Consider the following 17,103-nt stretch of genomic DNA (forward strand, 5'->3'; position numbering starts at 1 on the left):
TTTACCCTGTGGAACATGAGTGAACTCTCCCTTTTCGTTTGTGCCAAAGGACGGCAAGCAGCATTGCTGTTGGCATGAGATATAACCCGGCATTAAAAACGGTTACGACAAACAGGGAATCCAAACGGATGACAGTAGCAATATCCGGCGGCATCATGGCTAATTGGGCAATAAGGTAAGCTGACAGGGGAATAAGCGGGCGCATAGTAGGCAGAAGCAGCATCCTGGTAATAAAGTAAGTACCCATGTAGATGCTGATAGCAATACCCAGTACCCCGACAACAACCCATAGGATAATAAACAAAGATTCGATCCGCTGCACATAACGGCTCAAATATACCAAACGTGCCATTTCAAAGAATGGCAATATCTTTTCGGTTGCGCCATTTACGCCAAATACCATAGTAAATACCATGATCGACAGGCCTTTAATCGACACGCTGCTGACAATACCAAAGATGCTGGCCCATGTAAAGGTCCTGAGGTTCTGCAGGGCAGGAGCCACTACCATAAGGATCAGCCCCCCGGTATTAATACCTGCAGTTAAAACAGTTTGTTTAAGTGAAGGCAAAATGCCTTTGCCTACCCAGGGAGTGAGATTATATATATCATAATAGGGCACTAACAGCAATAAAACGGCTAACAGGCTGAAAATACTCATAGGCATTAATAAATATGTTCCACGCGCCAGGGTTTCAAGACCAAACCAAGCCGCCAATGCCACTACAACAGCATACCAACCGACAATAAAACTAAATTCTATTTGCGGCAGTGCCGTAAGCAGTGTATTCTCGGCAAATTGTCTGAGCAGTATGGCTGCATTGGTAAAAAAAACAATAATACCCAGAATGCTGAAAAGCCAGGCCCCCATGCGCCCGAACAAACGCTCGGCAACATTAACAATGTCTCCTTGCACATATTGATAAACATAACGAATGATCAGCACAGCAATTATAGCCGGAATGGCCGCTAGAATATCCACCCACCAGCCGGCGCTGGCGGCAATGGTCACCATATTGGCCGGTGCTGTAAGAAAAACGCGCGGGAACAATATAATAAAAACCAGGGCAGTTCCTTCTGCCAGACCCATACGTCCAGGATGGTAGCTCATGATTTGTCTTCCTCCCCGGCTGGTTTTTCCATCATCCATTTCCGGCTGATGTGTGGCTGCCGCCGTCTGTCTATAGTGTTAAGCGCATCCGGACGCTGCTCTTGACGAAAAACAGGTCCGCGTATCACCACATCCAAATTTGCTTTGGCTTTTGGGGCTACAGGCACCATGTAAGGCACGCCGAATGACTTCATACTGCATAACAGCAGCACCATAATCAGCAGCCCGGAAGCTACGCCGACAAGCCCCAGCGTGGCGGCCAGCAGCAGCATAACAAACCGCAGCATCCGAAAGGCCATAGCCATTTGAAAATCAGGTATTGCAAAAGAAGCCAAGCCGGTAAGAGCAATAATAATAACAACAATGGGGCTGACAATATTAGCCGTAACGGCGGCCTGTCCTAAAATGAGAGCACCGACAATGCCAATGGTTGACCCCAGGACACCGGGAATTCTTAGCCCGCCTTCCCGGATAAGCTCAAAAGAAAATTCCATCAGGATAACTTCCACCAATGCCGGAAACGGCACACGTTCTCTGGCACCGGCAATGGCCAGCACAATTTCAGTTGGCAGTGCTTCCGGGTGAAAATAGTAAATAGCCAGATAGAAAGAGGGCAGCAATAAAGTAGTGAAGCCGGCTATCAGACGCAGAATCCGCAAAAAAGAACTGCTAGGCCCCTTAAAAGAAAAATCTTCGGCAGAATGAAAAAAAGTAAAGAAGCTAACCGGTACAATATGGGCAAAAGGAACGCCTTCCAGGATAAAAGCTACCCGGCCCTCACTCAGATGTGAGGCTACCCGGTCAGGGCGTTCGGTAGATAATGCCTGCGGGAAAAGGATACCCGGGTGATCCTCAATAAATTGCTGGAGCGTGCCTATATCGCCGACATAACTGGTAGAAATCCCTTCAATGCGCCGTTTAATTTCCTTTACCAGTGATGGATTGGCTACAGAGGCCAAATACATAATGGCGCAATTGGTATTTGTGCGTTTACCGACTGTTACAAATTCAGTAACCAGATCAGAGCTTTTCAATGTAGAGCGGATAAGACCGGTATTGATACGCAGACCCTCACTAAAAGCAGCCTGTGAACCCCGAATGGTTTGTTCGGTAACAGGCCTGCCGACACTCCGCTGTGCCATGCCCTTAGTGTCGATCAGCACGGCTTCCGGCACACCATTAATAAACAGCGCGGTATCACCGCTATTAATGCTATTTTGAACTGATTGAAAATCAACGGCTTTCTTGACTTGGTTGGCTGGCAAGCATTCTTCAATAATTTGATCAGTAAGACTGTTGGCAGTATTGTTAACAGCCCGGTCAGCAGAAAATAACATAAGTGGCTGCAGTATCGCCAAATTCAAGGTTTTACTATCAACCATACCTTCCAGAAATACCATCATAGCTCTGACAGGCGGGGATAAGGGAATTGTCAGATGCCGAATAACGGCATCCTTGTTCTCGGGCAGCCGATACAGTTTTTCTACAATTGACCGGTTTTCTTCCAAATTAGCGCTAACCTGGCGCTCACTCGGCGTACTCACTGCATCATAGGCCAAACGCGCTGGTGATATTTCGGTTTGCAGTTGACTCAGTTTCTTATACTCGGCTCTGAACTCGTCGATAGACGATATTTTTCCGTCCTTCAGTGTTTCTGTTATTTTCTCCATGCTGTCCTGGAGCGATTTGGCATGTCTTAAGAGCATGTTGAGTTCCTCAGCCGAACCTTGCAAGGCCGATGCCGGGGTTATGGGCAATGTTTCATCTTCATTAGGCAGTTCTTCCAAAAAAAAGGTAGGAGGAGTGCGCGATGGTTTATAAACAAGCATGTCTTGCAGATAGCGATAGATTTTAACAATAATGTTATCCCCCATACTATTCACCCCATTTACCAATAAATCGCAACTCGTGGTTATTATTACCAGAGTACCATTTTTTTAACATTATTTTTTATCCCAACAGAAGGTATAACTTTCTTAAGAACAGGATAAGGGCAACATCGGCTTTTGCTTTCGGCGCAAGCCGTGTTTTCTTTATTTACAGCTTGTATGACGGCCGCCCGCGCCGGTCCTTGGCTCGGCATCTTTTCTTTTATAAGATCCAGTGGCACACAAAACTTATACCTGTTAAACGAAAAAACCGGCCAAACTCAAAAGTTCAGCCGGTTTCAGCTTCATCATTGTCATATTGTCCCAACACTTCCACTGCTGTTGGCACAGGCAATTGTTCCACGTTTTTCAGTTTGCGTTCAATAGCTCGGGTACGTACCGCGGCCGCATCGATCTGCCGGCTGGCCTGATCCAATTTTTCTTTTGTTTTCATCAGGACATCGCCAAATTTACCAAATTCGGTTTTAACTGCGCCAAGGATGGTCCATACTTCACTGGAACGCTTTTCAATGGCCAATGTCCGGAAACCCATTTGCAGACTGTTCAGGAGCGCTGCCAGAGTAGTCGGGCCGGTCACATTGATGCGGTATTCCCGCTGCAAACTGTCACATAAGCCTGGGCGGCGCAGTACTTCGGCATACAGACCTTCAACAGGCAGAAAGAGAATGGCAAAATCGGTGGTATTAGGCGGATCAATATACTTTTCCCTGATGGTTTTTGCTTCTTGCCGGATACGCGTCTCCAGGCCGGCCGCAGCAGCTGCCGCCAGTTCAGCGTTAGCCGCCTCCTGGGCTTCCAGCAGGCGCTGGTAGTCCTCCTGGGGGAACTTGGCGTCAATGGGGAGCCAGACAGTGGTCTCGCTGCTATCTCTGCCAGGCAGGCGGACAGCGAACTCTACCCGGTCCTGACTGCCGCGTTTGGTAGCCACATTGACGGCATATTGTTCCGGGGTTAAGACTTGCTCCAGCAAAGAAGCCAGCTGCATCTCGCCCCATATTCCGCGGGTCTTGACATTGGACAGTACTTTTTTGAGATCACCGACGCCGACAGCCAGTTGTTGCATTTCTCCCAGTCCTTTATGCACTTGCTCCAGCCGTTCGCTCACAAGCTGGAAAGATTCACCCAGGCGCTTTTCCAGAGTGGCATGCAGTTTTTCATCGACAGTGGCGCGCATTTCCTCTAATTTTTTGCTATTGTCATCCTGGAGGGCAATCAGCTTGGCTTCAACAGTTTCACGCAGTTTGTCCAGCTTTTGCTCATTGAGTTGGGTGAGGCGCATAAATTTTTGATCATTACTGTTAGTAAAGTTATGCAACTGCAACGCAAGTTCTTCGCGCAATACTTTGACGTTGAAGGTAAGCTCCTGACGGTTTTTCCCCAATTCATCCCGCAAAGCCGTTTCCAGGCGTTCCTGATTATAGGTCAATTGCTTAAGGGGAGTTATATCGATTTGTCCGGGTTTGCTTGCTTTCATTAGCAGCAGCAGTAAGAGAAACAGGTTGCTGATAAGTAACACTATGCCGGCTACAGGTAGTATTTCATTCATGGCTACACTCCTAAGGTTTATTTTAATAGGCATTGTTATTCAAGACAAACCAGGTTAATTCCTTTTGTTATGAATAAAATTGCAGTACTTATTGGGCATAATGGAATAAAGAAGGATTTCTTTTGATAGTAATAGAAAATAATACCATGAGATTTCATAAACACCAGCATTAAATTTGCAAGGAGGATCTGAAATATGTCTGACAACCAACAAATCATCGACGAAACTATTGAAAAATATGAGCAATATATTAATCCGGCTGTTGCCAAACTGTTCCGTTTCATGGGACTTTCCACCATTGAGTGGGAGGCTCAGGGCAATATCATTCGTGATATTGATGGCAAAGAATATATTGATTGTCTGGGCGGCTATGGGGTATTCAGCCTGGGACACAGGCATCCTAAAGTAGTGGAGGCCGTCAAACGGCAGCTTGACTTAATGCCGATGTCCAGCAAGGTACTGTTTGATAAACCTATGGCCGATTTGGCGGCACTTATGGCTGAAATTACACCAGGTGACCTTACATATAGCTTTTTTGTAAATAGTGGTACCGAGGCGGTAGAAGGCAGTCTGAAGTTAGCCAAGGTACATACCGGAAGAAATAAAATTATCGCCACCGTTAATTCCTTTCACGGCAAAACCCTGGGAGCACTGAGCGCCACCGGACGCGATTTGTTTCGCGATCCGTTCCAGCCACTGCTTACCGGTTTTAGCCATGTGCCATTCGGTGACATCGATGCATTGCGTCAAGCTGTGGATGAGGAAACAGCAGCCGTCATACTTGAACCGGTCCAGGGCGAGGGCGGTATCATTGTTCCGCCTGCCGGGTATCTGTCTGCGGTTCGTGACATTTGCGACAAAACGGGAGCGCTGTTAATTTGTGATGAAGTACAATCAGGACTGGGACGCACCGGTAAAATGTTCGCTGTCGAACACTATGGTGTAATACCTGATATTATTACTACCGCCAAGGCTTTAGGCGGTGGCGTTATGCCCATTGGTGCCTTTACTGCCAGGCCTGCAATTTGGGATAAGTATATTACCAGCCCGTTTTTGCATACCTCGACCTTTGGCGGCAATCCGCTGGCTTGTGCTGCCGCCATCGCTGCCATCAATGTCATTAAAGAAGAAGGGCTTGTCGCCAAGGCCGAACAAAGCGGTGCTTATTTTATCGGCAAATTAACCGAGTTGGCGCATACATATCCAGAGGTCGTCAAAGAAGTGCGCGGGCAAGGTCTGATGATTGGTGTAGAATTAACCAAAGAGGGTATTGGCGGTCTTATCCTGTCAGAAATGATTGATAAAGGCGTACTGATTGCTTATACACTGAACAATCCGAAAGTAATCCGCATTGAACCGCCTCTGATTATTGAACACCAACAAATTGATTATGTGATTGCAGCATTGGCAGACGCTTTAGCAAAAGCGCAGGATATGCTGGAAGACTTATAACATATACTATAATAGGACAGGAGGAAAAGATACTATGCCATATGTAGAAGTAAGTTTGCCGGTTCGGGCTGAACGCAGCGAAATATATCCTATCTTGAAAGAGATGGAGAAATATCCGGAATTTATGGCCGATTTGGTGAGCGTTGAGGTTGTGGAACGCAAAGAAAATTCCACAATAACAAAATGGGTGTCCAATGTCGACGGGCGCATCATCAAGTGGACAGAAGTAGACCTATTTGATGATGCAAATATGCATATTAGTTACAAACAGATAGATGGTGACCTCAAAAAGTTTGAGGGAGAGTGGATATTGACCCCGGTAGCAGATGGAACTGAGATAAAGCTGACGGTAGATTTTGAATTTGGTATCCCGATGATAGCGGGACTCTTAAATCCAATTCTTAAAAAGAAGGTACGGGACAATAGTTTGAATATGTTGACCGCCATCAAGGAACGCATGGAAAATCGAGCATAAACAAGGGTTGTTAATTATAAGTAAATCACTTATAATTAAAATAACTTCAGAAAAGAGATTAGATGGAGCAAGAGAATGGGGGAGCGATGTCATCTTTCACTGACATACGTTACGAACAAGACTGTACAATATTATAAACTATGGAGGTGTTGTGATGAACACACTTAAAACTACAGTTTTGCTTGCTGCGCTGACAGGGTTACTGATGGCTGTAGGTGCTTTCTTCGGCGGTACGCAAGGCATGATGTTTATGTTTGTTATCTCAATTCTAATGAATTTTGGCAGCTACTGGTTCAGTGATAAAATTGTCCTTAAAATGTATGGGGCACAAGAAGTTACACCACAGGACGCACCTGATTTAGTCCGGATGGTGAGCGGTTTGGCCCAGAAGGCCAAAATGCCTATGCCGAAGGTGTATATTATCAATACTGAAGTACCCAATGCTTTTGCTACCGGACGCGACCCTGAGCATGGCGTGGTGGCTGTAACTACCGGTATCATGCGGGCGCTCAACTACGAAGAGCTTGAAGGCGTTGTTGCCCACGAACTTGCGCATATCAAAAACCGCGACACTCTGATTAGCACCATTGTCGCCAGTATAGCCGGTGTTATTGCGATGATTGGCAGCATTGCCCAATGGTCCGCGATTTTTGGTCTTGGTCGTGGAGATGACGAAGAAGGCGGCATCGGCGGCATTGTCGAATTTGTGTTTCTGGTAGTGGTGGCACCGTTGACAGCCACTCTTATCCAGCTTGGTGTATCGCGTTCACGCGAATACATGGCCGACCAAACAGGCGGCACGATGTCTGGTAATCCGCTGGCCCTGGCGAGTGCCTTGCAGAAGATTGAGTACTATGCGAAACATCGGGTTATGCCTTCAGCTACCCCGGCAACCTCGCATCTGTTTATCATCAATCCCCTCAGCGGCGCAGGCGGTATGCTTGTCAGCCTGTTCAGCACCCATCCGTCCACAACCGATCGGGTGGCTAAACTGGAAGCACAGGCAAAAAAAATGCGTTAATATCGTTTTTGGTAAAAATCCCTCTGAAAATTACTTTCAGAGGGATTTTTTTGCAGGATATGAGCCGGTAAGTATGGAAAAAATATACCAATAGTCAGCCATAATAGGAGGATAACATGAAAATAGTCCGATTCGAGTTTGAAGGCAAAATTACTTATGGCCTGTTAGCAGCAGACAACCAAATCACAGTTATTGATGGTGATATTTTTTGCGGTCCCTACCAGGAAAGCAATAAAAAAGTAGCGTTAGACCAGGTTTCGCTGCTTGCGCCATGCCAGCCGACGAAAGCCGTTTGTATTGGCCTTAATTATCATGATCATGCAAGGGAAATGAACCTTAAGCTGCCGGAAGAACCGTTAATTTTTATTAAACCGTCGTCCGCCTTAAACAAACCTGATGGAGAGATTGAGTTTCCCTCCATTTCCAAAAACTTGCATTATGAAGGCGAATTGGCTATCGTTATCAAAAAAACAGCACATAAGATACCGGTAGAACAGGCGGGGGAATATGTTTTGGGTTACACTTGCGCCAATGACGTAACGGCGCGGGATATTCAAATGCATGACGGTCAATGGACGCGAGGTAAATCCTTTGACACATTTTTACCGCTTGGTCCCTGGATTGAAACTCAATTAAACCCCCATGACATTGGCATTAAACTTTTATTAAATGGCGAAGTAAAACAGGCATCAAACACGGCTAACTTAATATTCAAAGTACCGGAAATGGTGGCTTTCATCAGCCAGGTTATGACTTTATACCCCGGCGACGTAATCCTGACAGGCACACCTGCCGGAGTGGGGGCCATGCAGGTAGGCGATACAGTGACTGTTGAAATAGAGGGAATTGGACGCCTTACCAATACGGTTGCGCGCGGTTGACACGAAAAAGGAGAAGATGCTATTGGGTTCGGTAATTCCTTTCAAAGGTTTGCAGCCTACAATTGATAATAACGTGTTTATTGCCGAAGGAGCCAGAGTTATTGGCGATGTTTCCATTGAAGCCCACGCAAGCATCTGGTTTAACACCGTGCTGCGCGGTGATGTACAGCCGATTCGGATTGGCCGGTATACCAACATACAAGATAATTGTACCGTACATGTCTGGTATGAATTCCCCACCGTAATTGGCAACTATGTCACGGTGGGCCATGGAGCCATTCTCCATGGTTGTACTATTGCCAGCAACTGTCTTATCGGCATGGGGGCCATCATTCTAAACTATGCTGAAATTGGTGAGAACTGCATTATTGGTGCAGGTGCACTCATCCCTGAACGAAAAAAAATCCCGCCAAATTCATTGGTTATGGGCTCACCCGGCAAAGTTATCCGTCAGGTCAGTATGGAAGAAATTGAAACTATTCGCCAATCGGCGTTAGTCTATGCTCAAGATGCAAAGAATTATATGGTATAGGCGGTGTAGCTATGGGGGACACAATTGAACGCACGCTGGTGCTATTAAAACCTGACGCAGTTCAAAGAAAAATTTGCGGCGAAATCATCAGCCGATTTGAACGAAAAGGCCTTGCACTGACTGCCCTTAAATTATTGGCATTGCCGCCGGAAACTGCTGCCAAACATTATGAAGAACATCTGGGTAAATCCTTTTATCCGGCGCTTATTGAGTTTATAACATCCGGTCCCATAGTGGCAATGGTGCTCTCAGGCCCCAATGCCGTAAAAGTAGTCAGAACCATGATGGGTACGACGAATCCTGTTGATGCAATGCCCGGAACCATCCGTGGCGATTATGCCACAGTTATGTCCAGCAATATTGTGCATGGATCAGATAGCATTGTCAGCGCACAACGGGAAATTGCCATATATTTTACTGAACAAGAACTGGTTCAGTAGCCATTGGAGGAAGATAATGAGTAAAGTTTATACAAAAACGGGGGACAAAGGCACTACCGGGCTGTTAACCGGTGAGCGAATCAATAAAACAAGCGCCAGAGTAGAGGCCTATGGTACTGTTGATGAAGTTACCTCAGCGCTAGGTTTGGCAAGAGCGGCTTGTACCAAGCCGGAAGTTAAAGAAGCCGTATTTAAACTGCAAAAATTGTTAATGCTGGTTATGGCTGATTTAGCCAGCGCCGGTAACCAGGAACGCTATATTACAGCCGAGCATGTGACAGCACTGGAACAAATGATTGATGAGTTTGACGCTAAGCTGCCACCGCTGAAAAGCTTTATCGTGCCTGGCGATACCCCGGGAGCGGCTGCTCTTGACTTGGCGCGAACTGTCACCAGACGAGCCGAGCGTCAGACATTACGGCTCCAGGCGGAGGAAGCAGACGCTGTTAATGAACAACTGCTTATTGGCTTAAACCGTCTGTCAGATTTGTGTTTTGTATTGTCCCGTTTGGAATCCGAAACTAGCAAGTAGTGGCCGGCAATACGCAGCCAAAGCAGCAATATCTCTAAATAATTTTACTGAAACCGGCAGATGTTGCACACCTTTATTCGACTCGCATAAACTATATCGATAGCTAAGGATGGTTTAGTAATAGATAATAGTTTAAACAAGGGGGCGAGTATGGTGAATTTTCGTTGTTATGTAATGTTACTGCCAGGACCGCTGCGTAAATTGATGCGTATGTTCTTGAAAGGATAAAAGCATGATTCCCTCCACCCAAAACGAGCTATTGCTGGCACAATAGCTCGTTTTGTTATTCCAACAAAATACATAGCTTGATTAAAAACTGGAAAAAAATTATAAGTATGGAATAAATAGTGATAAAACTGTTTAATTTAACTTAAGCAAAGTAGACAGAAAAGCAGGAATATTTACAGTAAACAGAGAATAAAAAATTTAATGTGTCTGAAATTAACCATACCACAACAGGAGGGAACTAGCCATGAAAGAGTACAAGAGCGACAAGTTAAGAAATGTTGGAATTGTAGCCCACGGAGGATCTGGTAAGACATCCTTGACCGAAGCCATGTTATTTAATTCTGGCGCGGTTAACCGTTTAGGGCGTGTTGATGATGGTTCGGCAACAACTGATTTTGAACCTGAAGAGGTAAAACGGAAAGTTACTATTAATACAGCTTTGGCTCCTTGCGAGTGGCGCGATCATAAAATAAACTTTATTGATACACCTGGTTACGCTGATTTTGTAGCTGAAGTTAAAAGTGCTCTACGGGCTGTTGACAGCACGCTTATTGTGTTGTGTGCCGCCTCCGGTGTTGAGGTGGAAACTGAAAAAGTATGGAACTATGCAAGTGAATTAGGTTTGCCGCGAATTGGTTTTATTAATAAAATGGACCGGGAAAACGCTGACTTTTACAGTGTTGTCGACAGTATGAAAGAAAAATTCGGCAATGGCGTTGTCCCGGTTCAATTGCCTATAGGCGCTCAAGATACATTTAAAGGTATCGTTGATTTGATTACAATGAAAGCCTATCTGGCTGAGAAGAATGGTAAAGAATACATTGAATCCGATATTCCGGCCGATATTCTTGAGCAGGCTGAAGCAGCGCGCATGGTTCTGATCGAAGCAGCTGCCGAAGGTAATGACGAGCTGCTGACAAAATACCTGGAAGGGGAAGAATTAACAGATGACGAAGTGGCATCAGGCCTGTTAACCGGTATTTCTCAGGCCAAGGTATTTCCGGTGCTGTGCGGCTCGGCCGTCAAAAATATCGGAATCCAACAGGCGCTGGATTCTATTGTTAAATATCTGCCCGCTCCTGGTATTAGTCCGGTCATCGGTTATCACCCGGTTACCAAAGAACCTGTGGAAAGAAGTGTTGGTGACCCATTTTCCGGCATTGTATTCAAAACTACAGCCGACCCCTTTGTTGGCCGGCTCAGCTATATTCGCTTATACTCCGGTTCGATAAAGCCGGACAGCACGCTTTACAACGCTACCAAGGATAAAGCCGAACGCATTGGTACCCTCTTTACGCTGCGCGGTAAACAGCAAGATCCGGTCACCGCTGTTCATGCCGGTGATATTGTAGTAGTCGCCAAGCTGCAGGAAACCGGTACGGGAGATTCGCTTTGCGACAAAGATAAACCCATATTATTTGAAACTATATCCTATCCAAAACCTATGTTCGTACGGGCCATTGAAGCTAAGAACAAAGGTGATGAAGACAAAATCGGCCAGGCACTAGCCAGACTGATGGATGAGGACCCGACCTTTAAGGTTCGCAAAGATGTAGAAACCCATCAGTTACTCGTTTATGGTATGGGCGAATTGCATCTTGATATTATGACCGAACGCATGAAACGTAAATTTGGCGTTGAAACGCTGCTGACTAACCCCAGGATTCCCTATCGTGAAACTATCCGTGGCTCGGCTAAGGTTGAAGGCAAACATAAAAAACAAAGCGGCGGACATGGGCAGTATGGACATGTGTGGCTGCAACTGGACCCGTTGGCGCCGGGCGCGCAATTTGAATTTGTCGATTCCATTTTTGGCGGTTCAGTACCGCGTCAATATATTCCGGCAGTTGAAAAAGGGGTGCGTGATGCTTTAAACGGTGGTGTTTTAGCCGGTTATCCGATGGTCGATGTCAAAGTAACCCTAACCGACGGCTCCTATCACACGGTTGACTCATCGGAAATGGCCTTTAAAATTGCCAGCACTATGGCCCTCAGGAAAGGCGCGCTGCAAGCTAAACCAGTATTGCTTGAACCTATCTATGCCGTCGAAGTCATTGTGCCTGAATCATATATGGGTGATGTAATCGGCGATCTTAATACCAAACGGGGACGGATTCAGGGGATGGAACCCATTGGCGGCGGTCTGGGAAAAATTAAAGCCCAGGTGCCGATGGCAGAAATGTTCCGTTATAGTATTGACTTACGTTCGATTACCCAGGGACGCGGAAACTTCGATATGAGTTTCTCTCATTATGAAGACGTACCTGCACGCATTGCCGAGAATATAATTGCCAGCGCCAAGAAAGATAAGATGGAAGAAGCGTAGTAAATAGAAGCCTAGACAGGCTGCGCCAAGCAGCCTGTCTAGGCTTTTTTTATTCTAACAGGTTGAAAGAATGAATTTAAGGTTTGTTATAGATATTTAAGGCCGAATGCGAGTATTATTATAATAAAAGCCTGCAGCTTTCCTTGCTTTGACAAAAAGCATACCTTGCTTACAAACAGGATAAGAGCAGCAGCGGCTTATGCTTTTGTCAAAAGCTCAGTGTAAGCCGTATTTTCCTTAATTCATGGGAGGTTTAACAATGGGTGAATTTGTTTTGAAACACAGCGAAAATGGCGTTTGGTACGGACTGTTTACCGAATTCGCCACCAGAGGCATTAAGCACGGTGTTTCCACACGGCTGGGCGGCAGGAGTGTTCAACCGTTTACCAGTCTTAATCTGGGGCTGCATACCGGCGATGATGCCGAAACCGTGTGGCATAACCGGCAGGCCTTCTGCCAGGCGCTAGGCTTGACGGCCGATAAAGCAGTTACCGCCGAACAAGTGCATGGCGATGTCGTGCGATTGGTCACCGAAACAGACGCCGGACGTGGTGCCCGGCACTATCAGGAAGCTATCGGTGGTACCGACGCGTTAATAACCAATGTGCCGGATTTGCCGCTCATGTTGTTTTTCGCCGACTGTGTGCCTGTGCTTATCGTTGATCCTGTTGCCAAGGCCATTGGCATAAGCCATGCCGGGTGGAAGGGAACGGTTGCCAAAATTGCGCAAAAAACAGTGATGGCTATGCAGCAAAGCTACAATACCAAACCGGCAGACTGTCTTGTGGGTATTGGCCCGTCCATCGGTCCCTGCTGTTATGAGGTGGATGAGATGGTTATCGGCAAACTTAGGAGCGGCTTTAGCAAGTGGAACGAACTGGCAGCACCGTGTGCCGATCGCTGGCAGCTTAACCTATGGGAAGCCAACCGCCAGCAGCTTTTGGAAATAGGTGTGCGGGACAGAAATGTTACAGTCAGCGGTATCTGCACAGCTGAAAATACTCCCGTTTTTTTCTCACATCGCGCTGAAAATGGGCGTACCGGGCGTATTGGTGCCGCAATTTCGCTATAATGATAAATGTAACTATTTAGTTTATATCCAAAGAATATTTGTTCTTGAAAATGTCATATCAGCTAGGTATAATAGAATAAATGTCAAATAATTGACACCAGCAAAGACGCTGCTGTTTCCTTCTCTGGGGACGGAGCGTTTTTTTTCATCTTAACAGTGAGTATAAGTCTTGCGTCGCTGAGGCCTTATAAAATAAAGATTCCGGGTACAAGGCCAGGCGCAAGCCATTTTTTCTTTATAAAAGGAGGGTGTGCTTTATGCAGCAGCTGCACTTGAGAGATCTTGTTATAACCAGTTTGGTGACCCTTGACCCATTCGCGTCAACAGCAGTTGCTGCCGCCAGTGTCTGTGATAATGAAACGGCAGCCATCCTGCAAACTGATGGAAAATGGGGGTATATCACTACAAACCAGCTAACCCTTGCGGGGACATGTGCATGGGAAATTGCCTGTTTTGACGCAGTTATAAAACCAGCCAGTTTATTATCAGCTGCAATGGACCATTTGTCGTCAGAACTTATAAAAAGTGCTGTTCTCTTCGAATCTGCTGGTAGAATTACTGCTTTCAGTACCCCGGAGTTATTATTTGCTGCACTGTTTTCCCGGTACGAATTACAGCGGTTGCAGCTGGAAGCTATATTAGATACTGTCGGCGAGTCAGTCTGCGTGATTGATCAAGCCAGCAAGGTGGTTAGCTGGAATAAAAGCGCCGAAAGACTATACGGTATTGCGGCCGGGAGCATTTTAGGAAATCCGATTGACAGCTTTTTTTCAAACTTATTGGTAAAAAAGGCTGCGGCTGAGCGCATCACTGTCAAAGATCAATACCATAACCCCTGTTCGAAAACACATGTACTTATAAATGCTGCACCTATTCTAATGAATTCTCAGGTTGTTGGCGGCGTGTGTGCTGAACGTGATATTACCGAAGTAATAAACCTCAATCAGGAGCTTACGCGTACCAGCCGTAAGGTACAATCCCTGGAAAAAGAAATTGATAAAATCAGCGCCAAAGCGGATGCTTTTGCTACTGTCTACGGTCACAGTCCCGGTATTATTGCTGCTGTTAATATAGCTAGACGGGTGGCAGCCACCACGGCACCACTGCTTCTCAGAGGCGAAAGTGGTACTGGAAAAGAAGTTTTCGCCCGGGCTGTACATACTGCCAGTAATCGCAAAGGCCGGTTTATTGAGATTAATTGCGGTGCCCTTCCTGCGAATTTAATTGAAAGTGAATTATTTGGTTATCAATCAGGCGCCTTTACCGGAGCTGACCACAAAGGCAAAGCCGGTCTTTTTGAACTCGCTGACGGCGGCACGCTTTTTCTTGATGAAATTGGGGAAATGCCCCGGGAGATGCAAGTAAAATTACTGCGAGTACTGCAGGAAAAAAATTTTTACCGGGTGGGCGGCAATATCCCTGTTCAGGTCGATGTACGGATTATTGCTGCTACGCACCGCGAACTGGAAAAAATGATTGCCAACGGTGAGTTCCGTGAGGACTTATACTACCGGCTCAACGTCGTAACCTTGCACCTGCCGCCGCTTCGGGGCAGACGCGAGGATATTCCTGAATTGGTGTATCGGGGACTTAAACATTTTTGTAGTATTCACAAATCTGGTGCTGACAACTGCAAAGTGGAACCGGCTCTCATGGCAGCGTTGTTAGAATATGATTGGCCGGGTAATGTTAGGGAACTTAATAACATTTTAGAGAGGCTGGTTATTCTCGCTGACGGCGATATACTGACAACAGCCTGTTTACCTGCTAATGTTAAGGCGGGAAATACACATAATAAAACGACTTACCAAACGCCTCCGCTTACCGTGACAGCACTCTCGGAACTGATGACGTTTGAGCGGGCGCTAATTAAGCAAGCTTTACAGGAAACTAACTTTAACAAGGCTGCTGCAGCCAAAAGACTCGGTATTCCTAGAAGTACGCTGTATTATAAAATACAGCAACTGAGCCTGGAGCCAGGAGGTGTCAGTAATCTGACGGCAGCGTCAAAAAAATGACACAACGAAGAATAAGATTGCCATGCACTGCTGTTGCATTCACAACGCTGAAGGGGTTAAATCCTGCCAGTCATTGCGAGTGCAGCATGCTGTATTGCGGCAGTCTTTTTTTATGCCTCTGACGGTTGGCACGATACTTGCAATAACAAGCTGTATGAGGAGGTGCTAGTATGAGGATTACTAATCATCCAATTTTACAATTCCCTGAAAAAAACAAAGTGAATTTCACCTTTAACAAGCAACCACTTGAAGGTTATGCCGGTGAACCTATTGCTGCCGCTCTACACGCCGCTGGTATCACCGTACTTGGACACAGTCACAAACTTCATCGCCCGCGCGGGCTGTTCTGTGCGATTGGCAATTGTTCATCCTGTTTAATGATAGTCAACGGAGTTCCTAATGTGCGGATATGTATTGAGCCGCTTCGACAAGGGATGAGTGTTGAAACACAATCTGGGAGAGGGAAGCTGCAATGCATATAGATATCGCAATAATTGGCGGCGGACCGGCTGGTCTCATGGCGGCTATCCATGCCGGCAAAGCAGGTGCCCGTGTGCTGCTTATGGAACGTGCCGGACAGTTTGGCGGTCAGCTTATTAAGCAAACACATAAGTTTTTCGGTTCCAAAAGTGAGTACGCCGGTGAACGGGGCATAGACATCGCTGAGCTTCTGATCAAAGAGGCACTTGCATTACCTACTGTAACGGCTTGGAATAACACCACTGTGCTTGGTTATTATCCGGAAGACAGTATGCTGACAGCTAAACATCTGGGGAAATTCGTCACCGTTAAAGCAAAAAAAATCATAGTCGCTACCGGTGCGGCGGAAAAAATATTAGCCTTCCCTGGTAACGACCTGCCGGGGGTTAGTGGCGCCGGTGCAGTACAAACCCTCATGAATGTCTATGGTGTTCTGCCAGGTAAACGCTTTTTAATACTAGGTTCTGGCAACATCGGCCTCATTGTAGCTTACCAACTGCTGCAAGCCGGTGTTGAGGTTGCCGGAATTGTCGAAGCAGCTGCCAAAATCGGTGGTTACCTGGTGCATGCTGCCAAAATCCGTCGGGCCGGTATCCCCATCTACACTTCGCATACCGTCAAAGCTGCTTATGGTTCACCCGGATTAACTGGTGTAACTGTCTGCCAAGTTGATAATACTTGGCAGACAGTTACTGGTACAGAGTTTGATATTCAAGCAGACGGCCTTTGCCTGGCTGTCGGCCTTACACCGTTAACAGAGCTGTTGTGGCAGGCTGGCTGCCAAATGGACTATATACCTGAACTGGGCGGCTATGTACCGCATCGCAGCAGTAATATGCGGACCACGCAGCACAATATATATGCCGCTGGTGATGCAGCCGGAGTGGAAGAAGCCTCAGTCGCTATGGTTGAAGGTAAGCTGGCTGCTTTGGCAGCCGTCGCCGACCTGGGACTAATAGCAAGTAATGGGGAAGAAATCTATAACGATGCGTATGCCCAACTGGCTGCACTTAGAGCCGGTAGTATCAGCGCCAAAATTCGCTCCGGTCTAGCCAAAGTAACCATGAGTGAGCAGGCCGAGTATTCTGTGAGGTGATATA

General features: G+C 46.4%; 15 protein-coding genes. 12 read left to right on the plus strand and 3 right to left on the minus strand.

Features of this window, described 5'->3' with window-relative positions:
* Position 1: 1 nt before the first annotated feature.
* The 3 genes from GT1_RS06455 to GT1_RS06465 form a co-directional block, all read right to left on the minus strand.
* Positions 2–1,111 carry a GerAB/ArcD/ProY family transporter gene (locus GT1_RS06455; RefSeq protein WP_188398035.1) on the minus strand — a complete coding sequence of 370 codons (1,110 nt, stop codon included), beginning with the start codon at positions 1,109–1,111 and terminating at the stop codon, positions 2–4.
* Positions 1,108–2,985, minus strand: coding sequence for a spore germination protein (locus GT1_RS06460; protein ID WP_188398036.1), 1,878 nt, complete (start codon positions 2,983–2,985; stop codon positions 1,108–1,110). The genes GT1_RS06455 and GT1_RS06460 overlap by 4 nt, the downstream gene beginning before the upstream one ends.
* Before the next feature lie 283 nt (positions 2,986–3,268).
* Positions 3,269–4,546, minus strand: coding sequence for a DNA recombination protein RmuC (locus GT1_RS06465; protein WP_188398037.1), 1,278 nt, complete (start codon positions 4,544–4,546; stop codon positions 3,269–3,271).
* Positions 4,547–4,741: 195 nt separating this feature from the next.
* On the opposite strand from GT1_RS06465, the gene GT1_RS06470 reads away from it, so the two are divergent.
* The 12 genes from GT1_RS06470 (at position 4,742) to GT1_RS06525 (ending at position 17,099) form a co-directional block, all read left to right on the plus strand.
* On the plus strand, positions 4,742–5,998 hold the full coding sequence (locus GT1_RS06470) for an acetylornithine/succinylornithine family transaminase (protein ID WP_188398038.1): 1,257 nt from the start codon (positions 4,742–4,744) through the stop codon (positions 5,996–5,998).
* A 34-nt stretch (positions 5,999–6,032) separates the two neighbouring features.
* Entirely contained in the window at positions 6,033–6,473 is a 441-nt protein-coding gene (locus tag GT1_RS06475; protein WP_075755712.1) for a type II toxin-antitoxin system RatA family toxin, read from the plus strand.
* Between the two features lie 154 nt (positions 6,474–6,627).
* Complete coding sequence (locus GT1_RS06480; RefSeq protein WP_075755711.1) at positions 6,628–7,494, plus strand: zinc metalloprotease HtpX; 867 nt, start codon at positions 6,628–6,630, stop codon at positions 7,492–7,494.
* 116 nt (positions 7,495–7,610) lie between these two features.
* Entirely contained in the window at positions 7,611–8,375 is a 765-nt protein-coding gene (locus GT1_RS06485) for a fumarylacetoacetate hydrolase family protein (RefSeq protein ID WP_188398039.1), read from the plus strand.
* A 16-nt stretch (positions 8,376–8,391) separates the two neighbouring features.
* Positions 8,392–8,907, plus strand: coding sequence for a gamma carbonic anhydrase family protein (locus GT1_RS06490; RefSeq protein ID WP_188398171.1), 516 nt, complete (start codon positions 8,392–8,394; stop codon positions 8,905–8,907).
* 11 nt (positions 8,908–8,918) lie between these two features.
* Positions 8,919–9,347 (plus strand): nucleoside-diphosphate kinase, encoded by a 429-nt coding sequence (ndk, locus tag GT1_RS06495; protein WP_223226088.1) that lies wholly within the window; start codon positions 8,919–8,921, stop codon positions 9,345–9,347.
* A 16-nt stretch (positions 9,348–9,363) separates the two neighbouring features.
* Positions 9,364–9,879 carry a cob(I)yrinic acid a,c-diamide adenosyltransferase gene (locus tag GT1_RS06500; protein ID WP_188398040.1) on the plus strand — a complete coding sequence of 172 codons (516 nt, stop codon included), beginning with the start codon at positions 9,364–9,366 and terminating at the stop codon, positions 9,877–9,879.
* Positions 9,880–10,351: 472 nt separating this feature from the next.
* Positions 10,352–12,433, plus strand: a complete 2,082-nt coding sequence (gene fusA, locus GT1_RS06505) for an elongation factor G (RefSeq protein ID WP_188398041.1) — start codon at positions 10,352–10,354, stop codon at positions 12,431–12,433.
* A gap of 259 nt (positions 12,434–12,692) precedes the next feature.
* Positions 12,693–13,505: a peptidoglycan editing factor PgeF gene (pgeF, locus tag GT1_RS06510; RefSeq protein ID WP_188398042.1), complete on the plus strand. Its 813-nt coding sequence runs from the start codon at positions 12,693–12,695 to the stop codon at positions 13,503–13,505.
* Positions 13,506–13,762: 257 nt separating this feature from the next.
* Positions 13,763–15,523: a sigma-54-dependent Fis family transcriptional regulator gene (locus GT1_RS06515; RefSeq protein ID WP_223226089.1), complete on the plus strand. Its 1,761-nt coding sequence runs from the start codon at positions 13,763–13,765 to the stop codon at positions 15,521–15,523.
* Between the two features lie 170 nt (positions 15,524–15,693).
* Positions 15,694–16,005, plus strand: a complete 312-nt coding sequence (locus tag GT1_RS06520) for a (2Fe-2S)-binding protein (protein ID WP_188398043.1) — start codon at positions 15,694–15,696, stop codon at positions 16,003–16,005.
* A complete protein-coding gene (locus GT1_RS06525) occupies positions 15,996–17,099 on the plus strand; it encodes an NAD(P)/FAD-dependent oxidoreductase (protein WP_188398044.1) in 1,104 nt (367 codons plus the stop codon). The genes GT1_RS06520 and GT1_RS06525 overlap by 10 nt, the downstream gene beginning before the upstream one ends.
* Positions 17,100–17,103 lie beyond the last annotated feature (4 nt).

The sequence above is a fragment of the Sporomusa sp. GT1 genome (assembly GCF_014634905.1).
GTDB classification, from domain to species: Bacteria; Bacillota; Negativicutes; order Sporomusales; family Sporomusaceae; genus Sporomusa; species Sporomusa sphaeroides.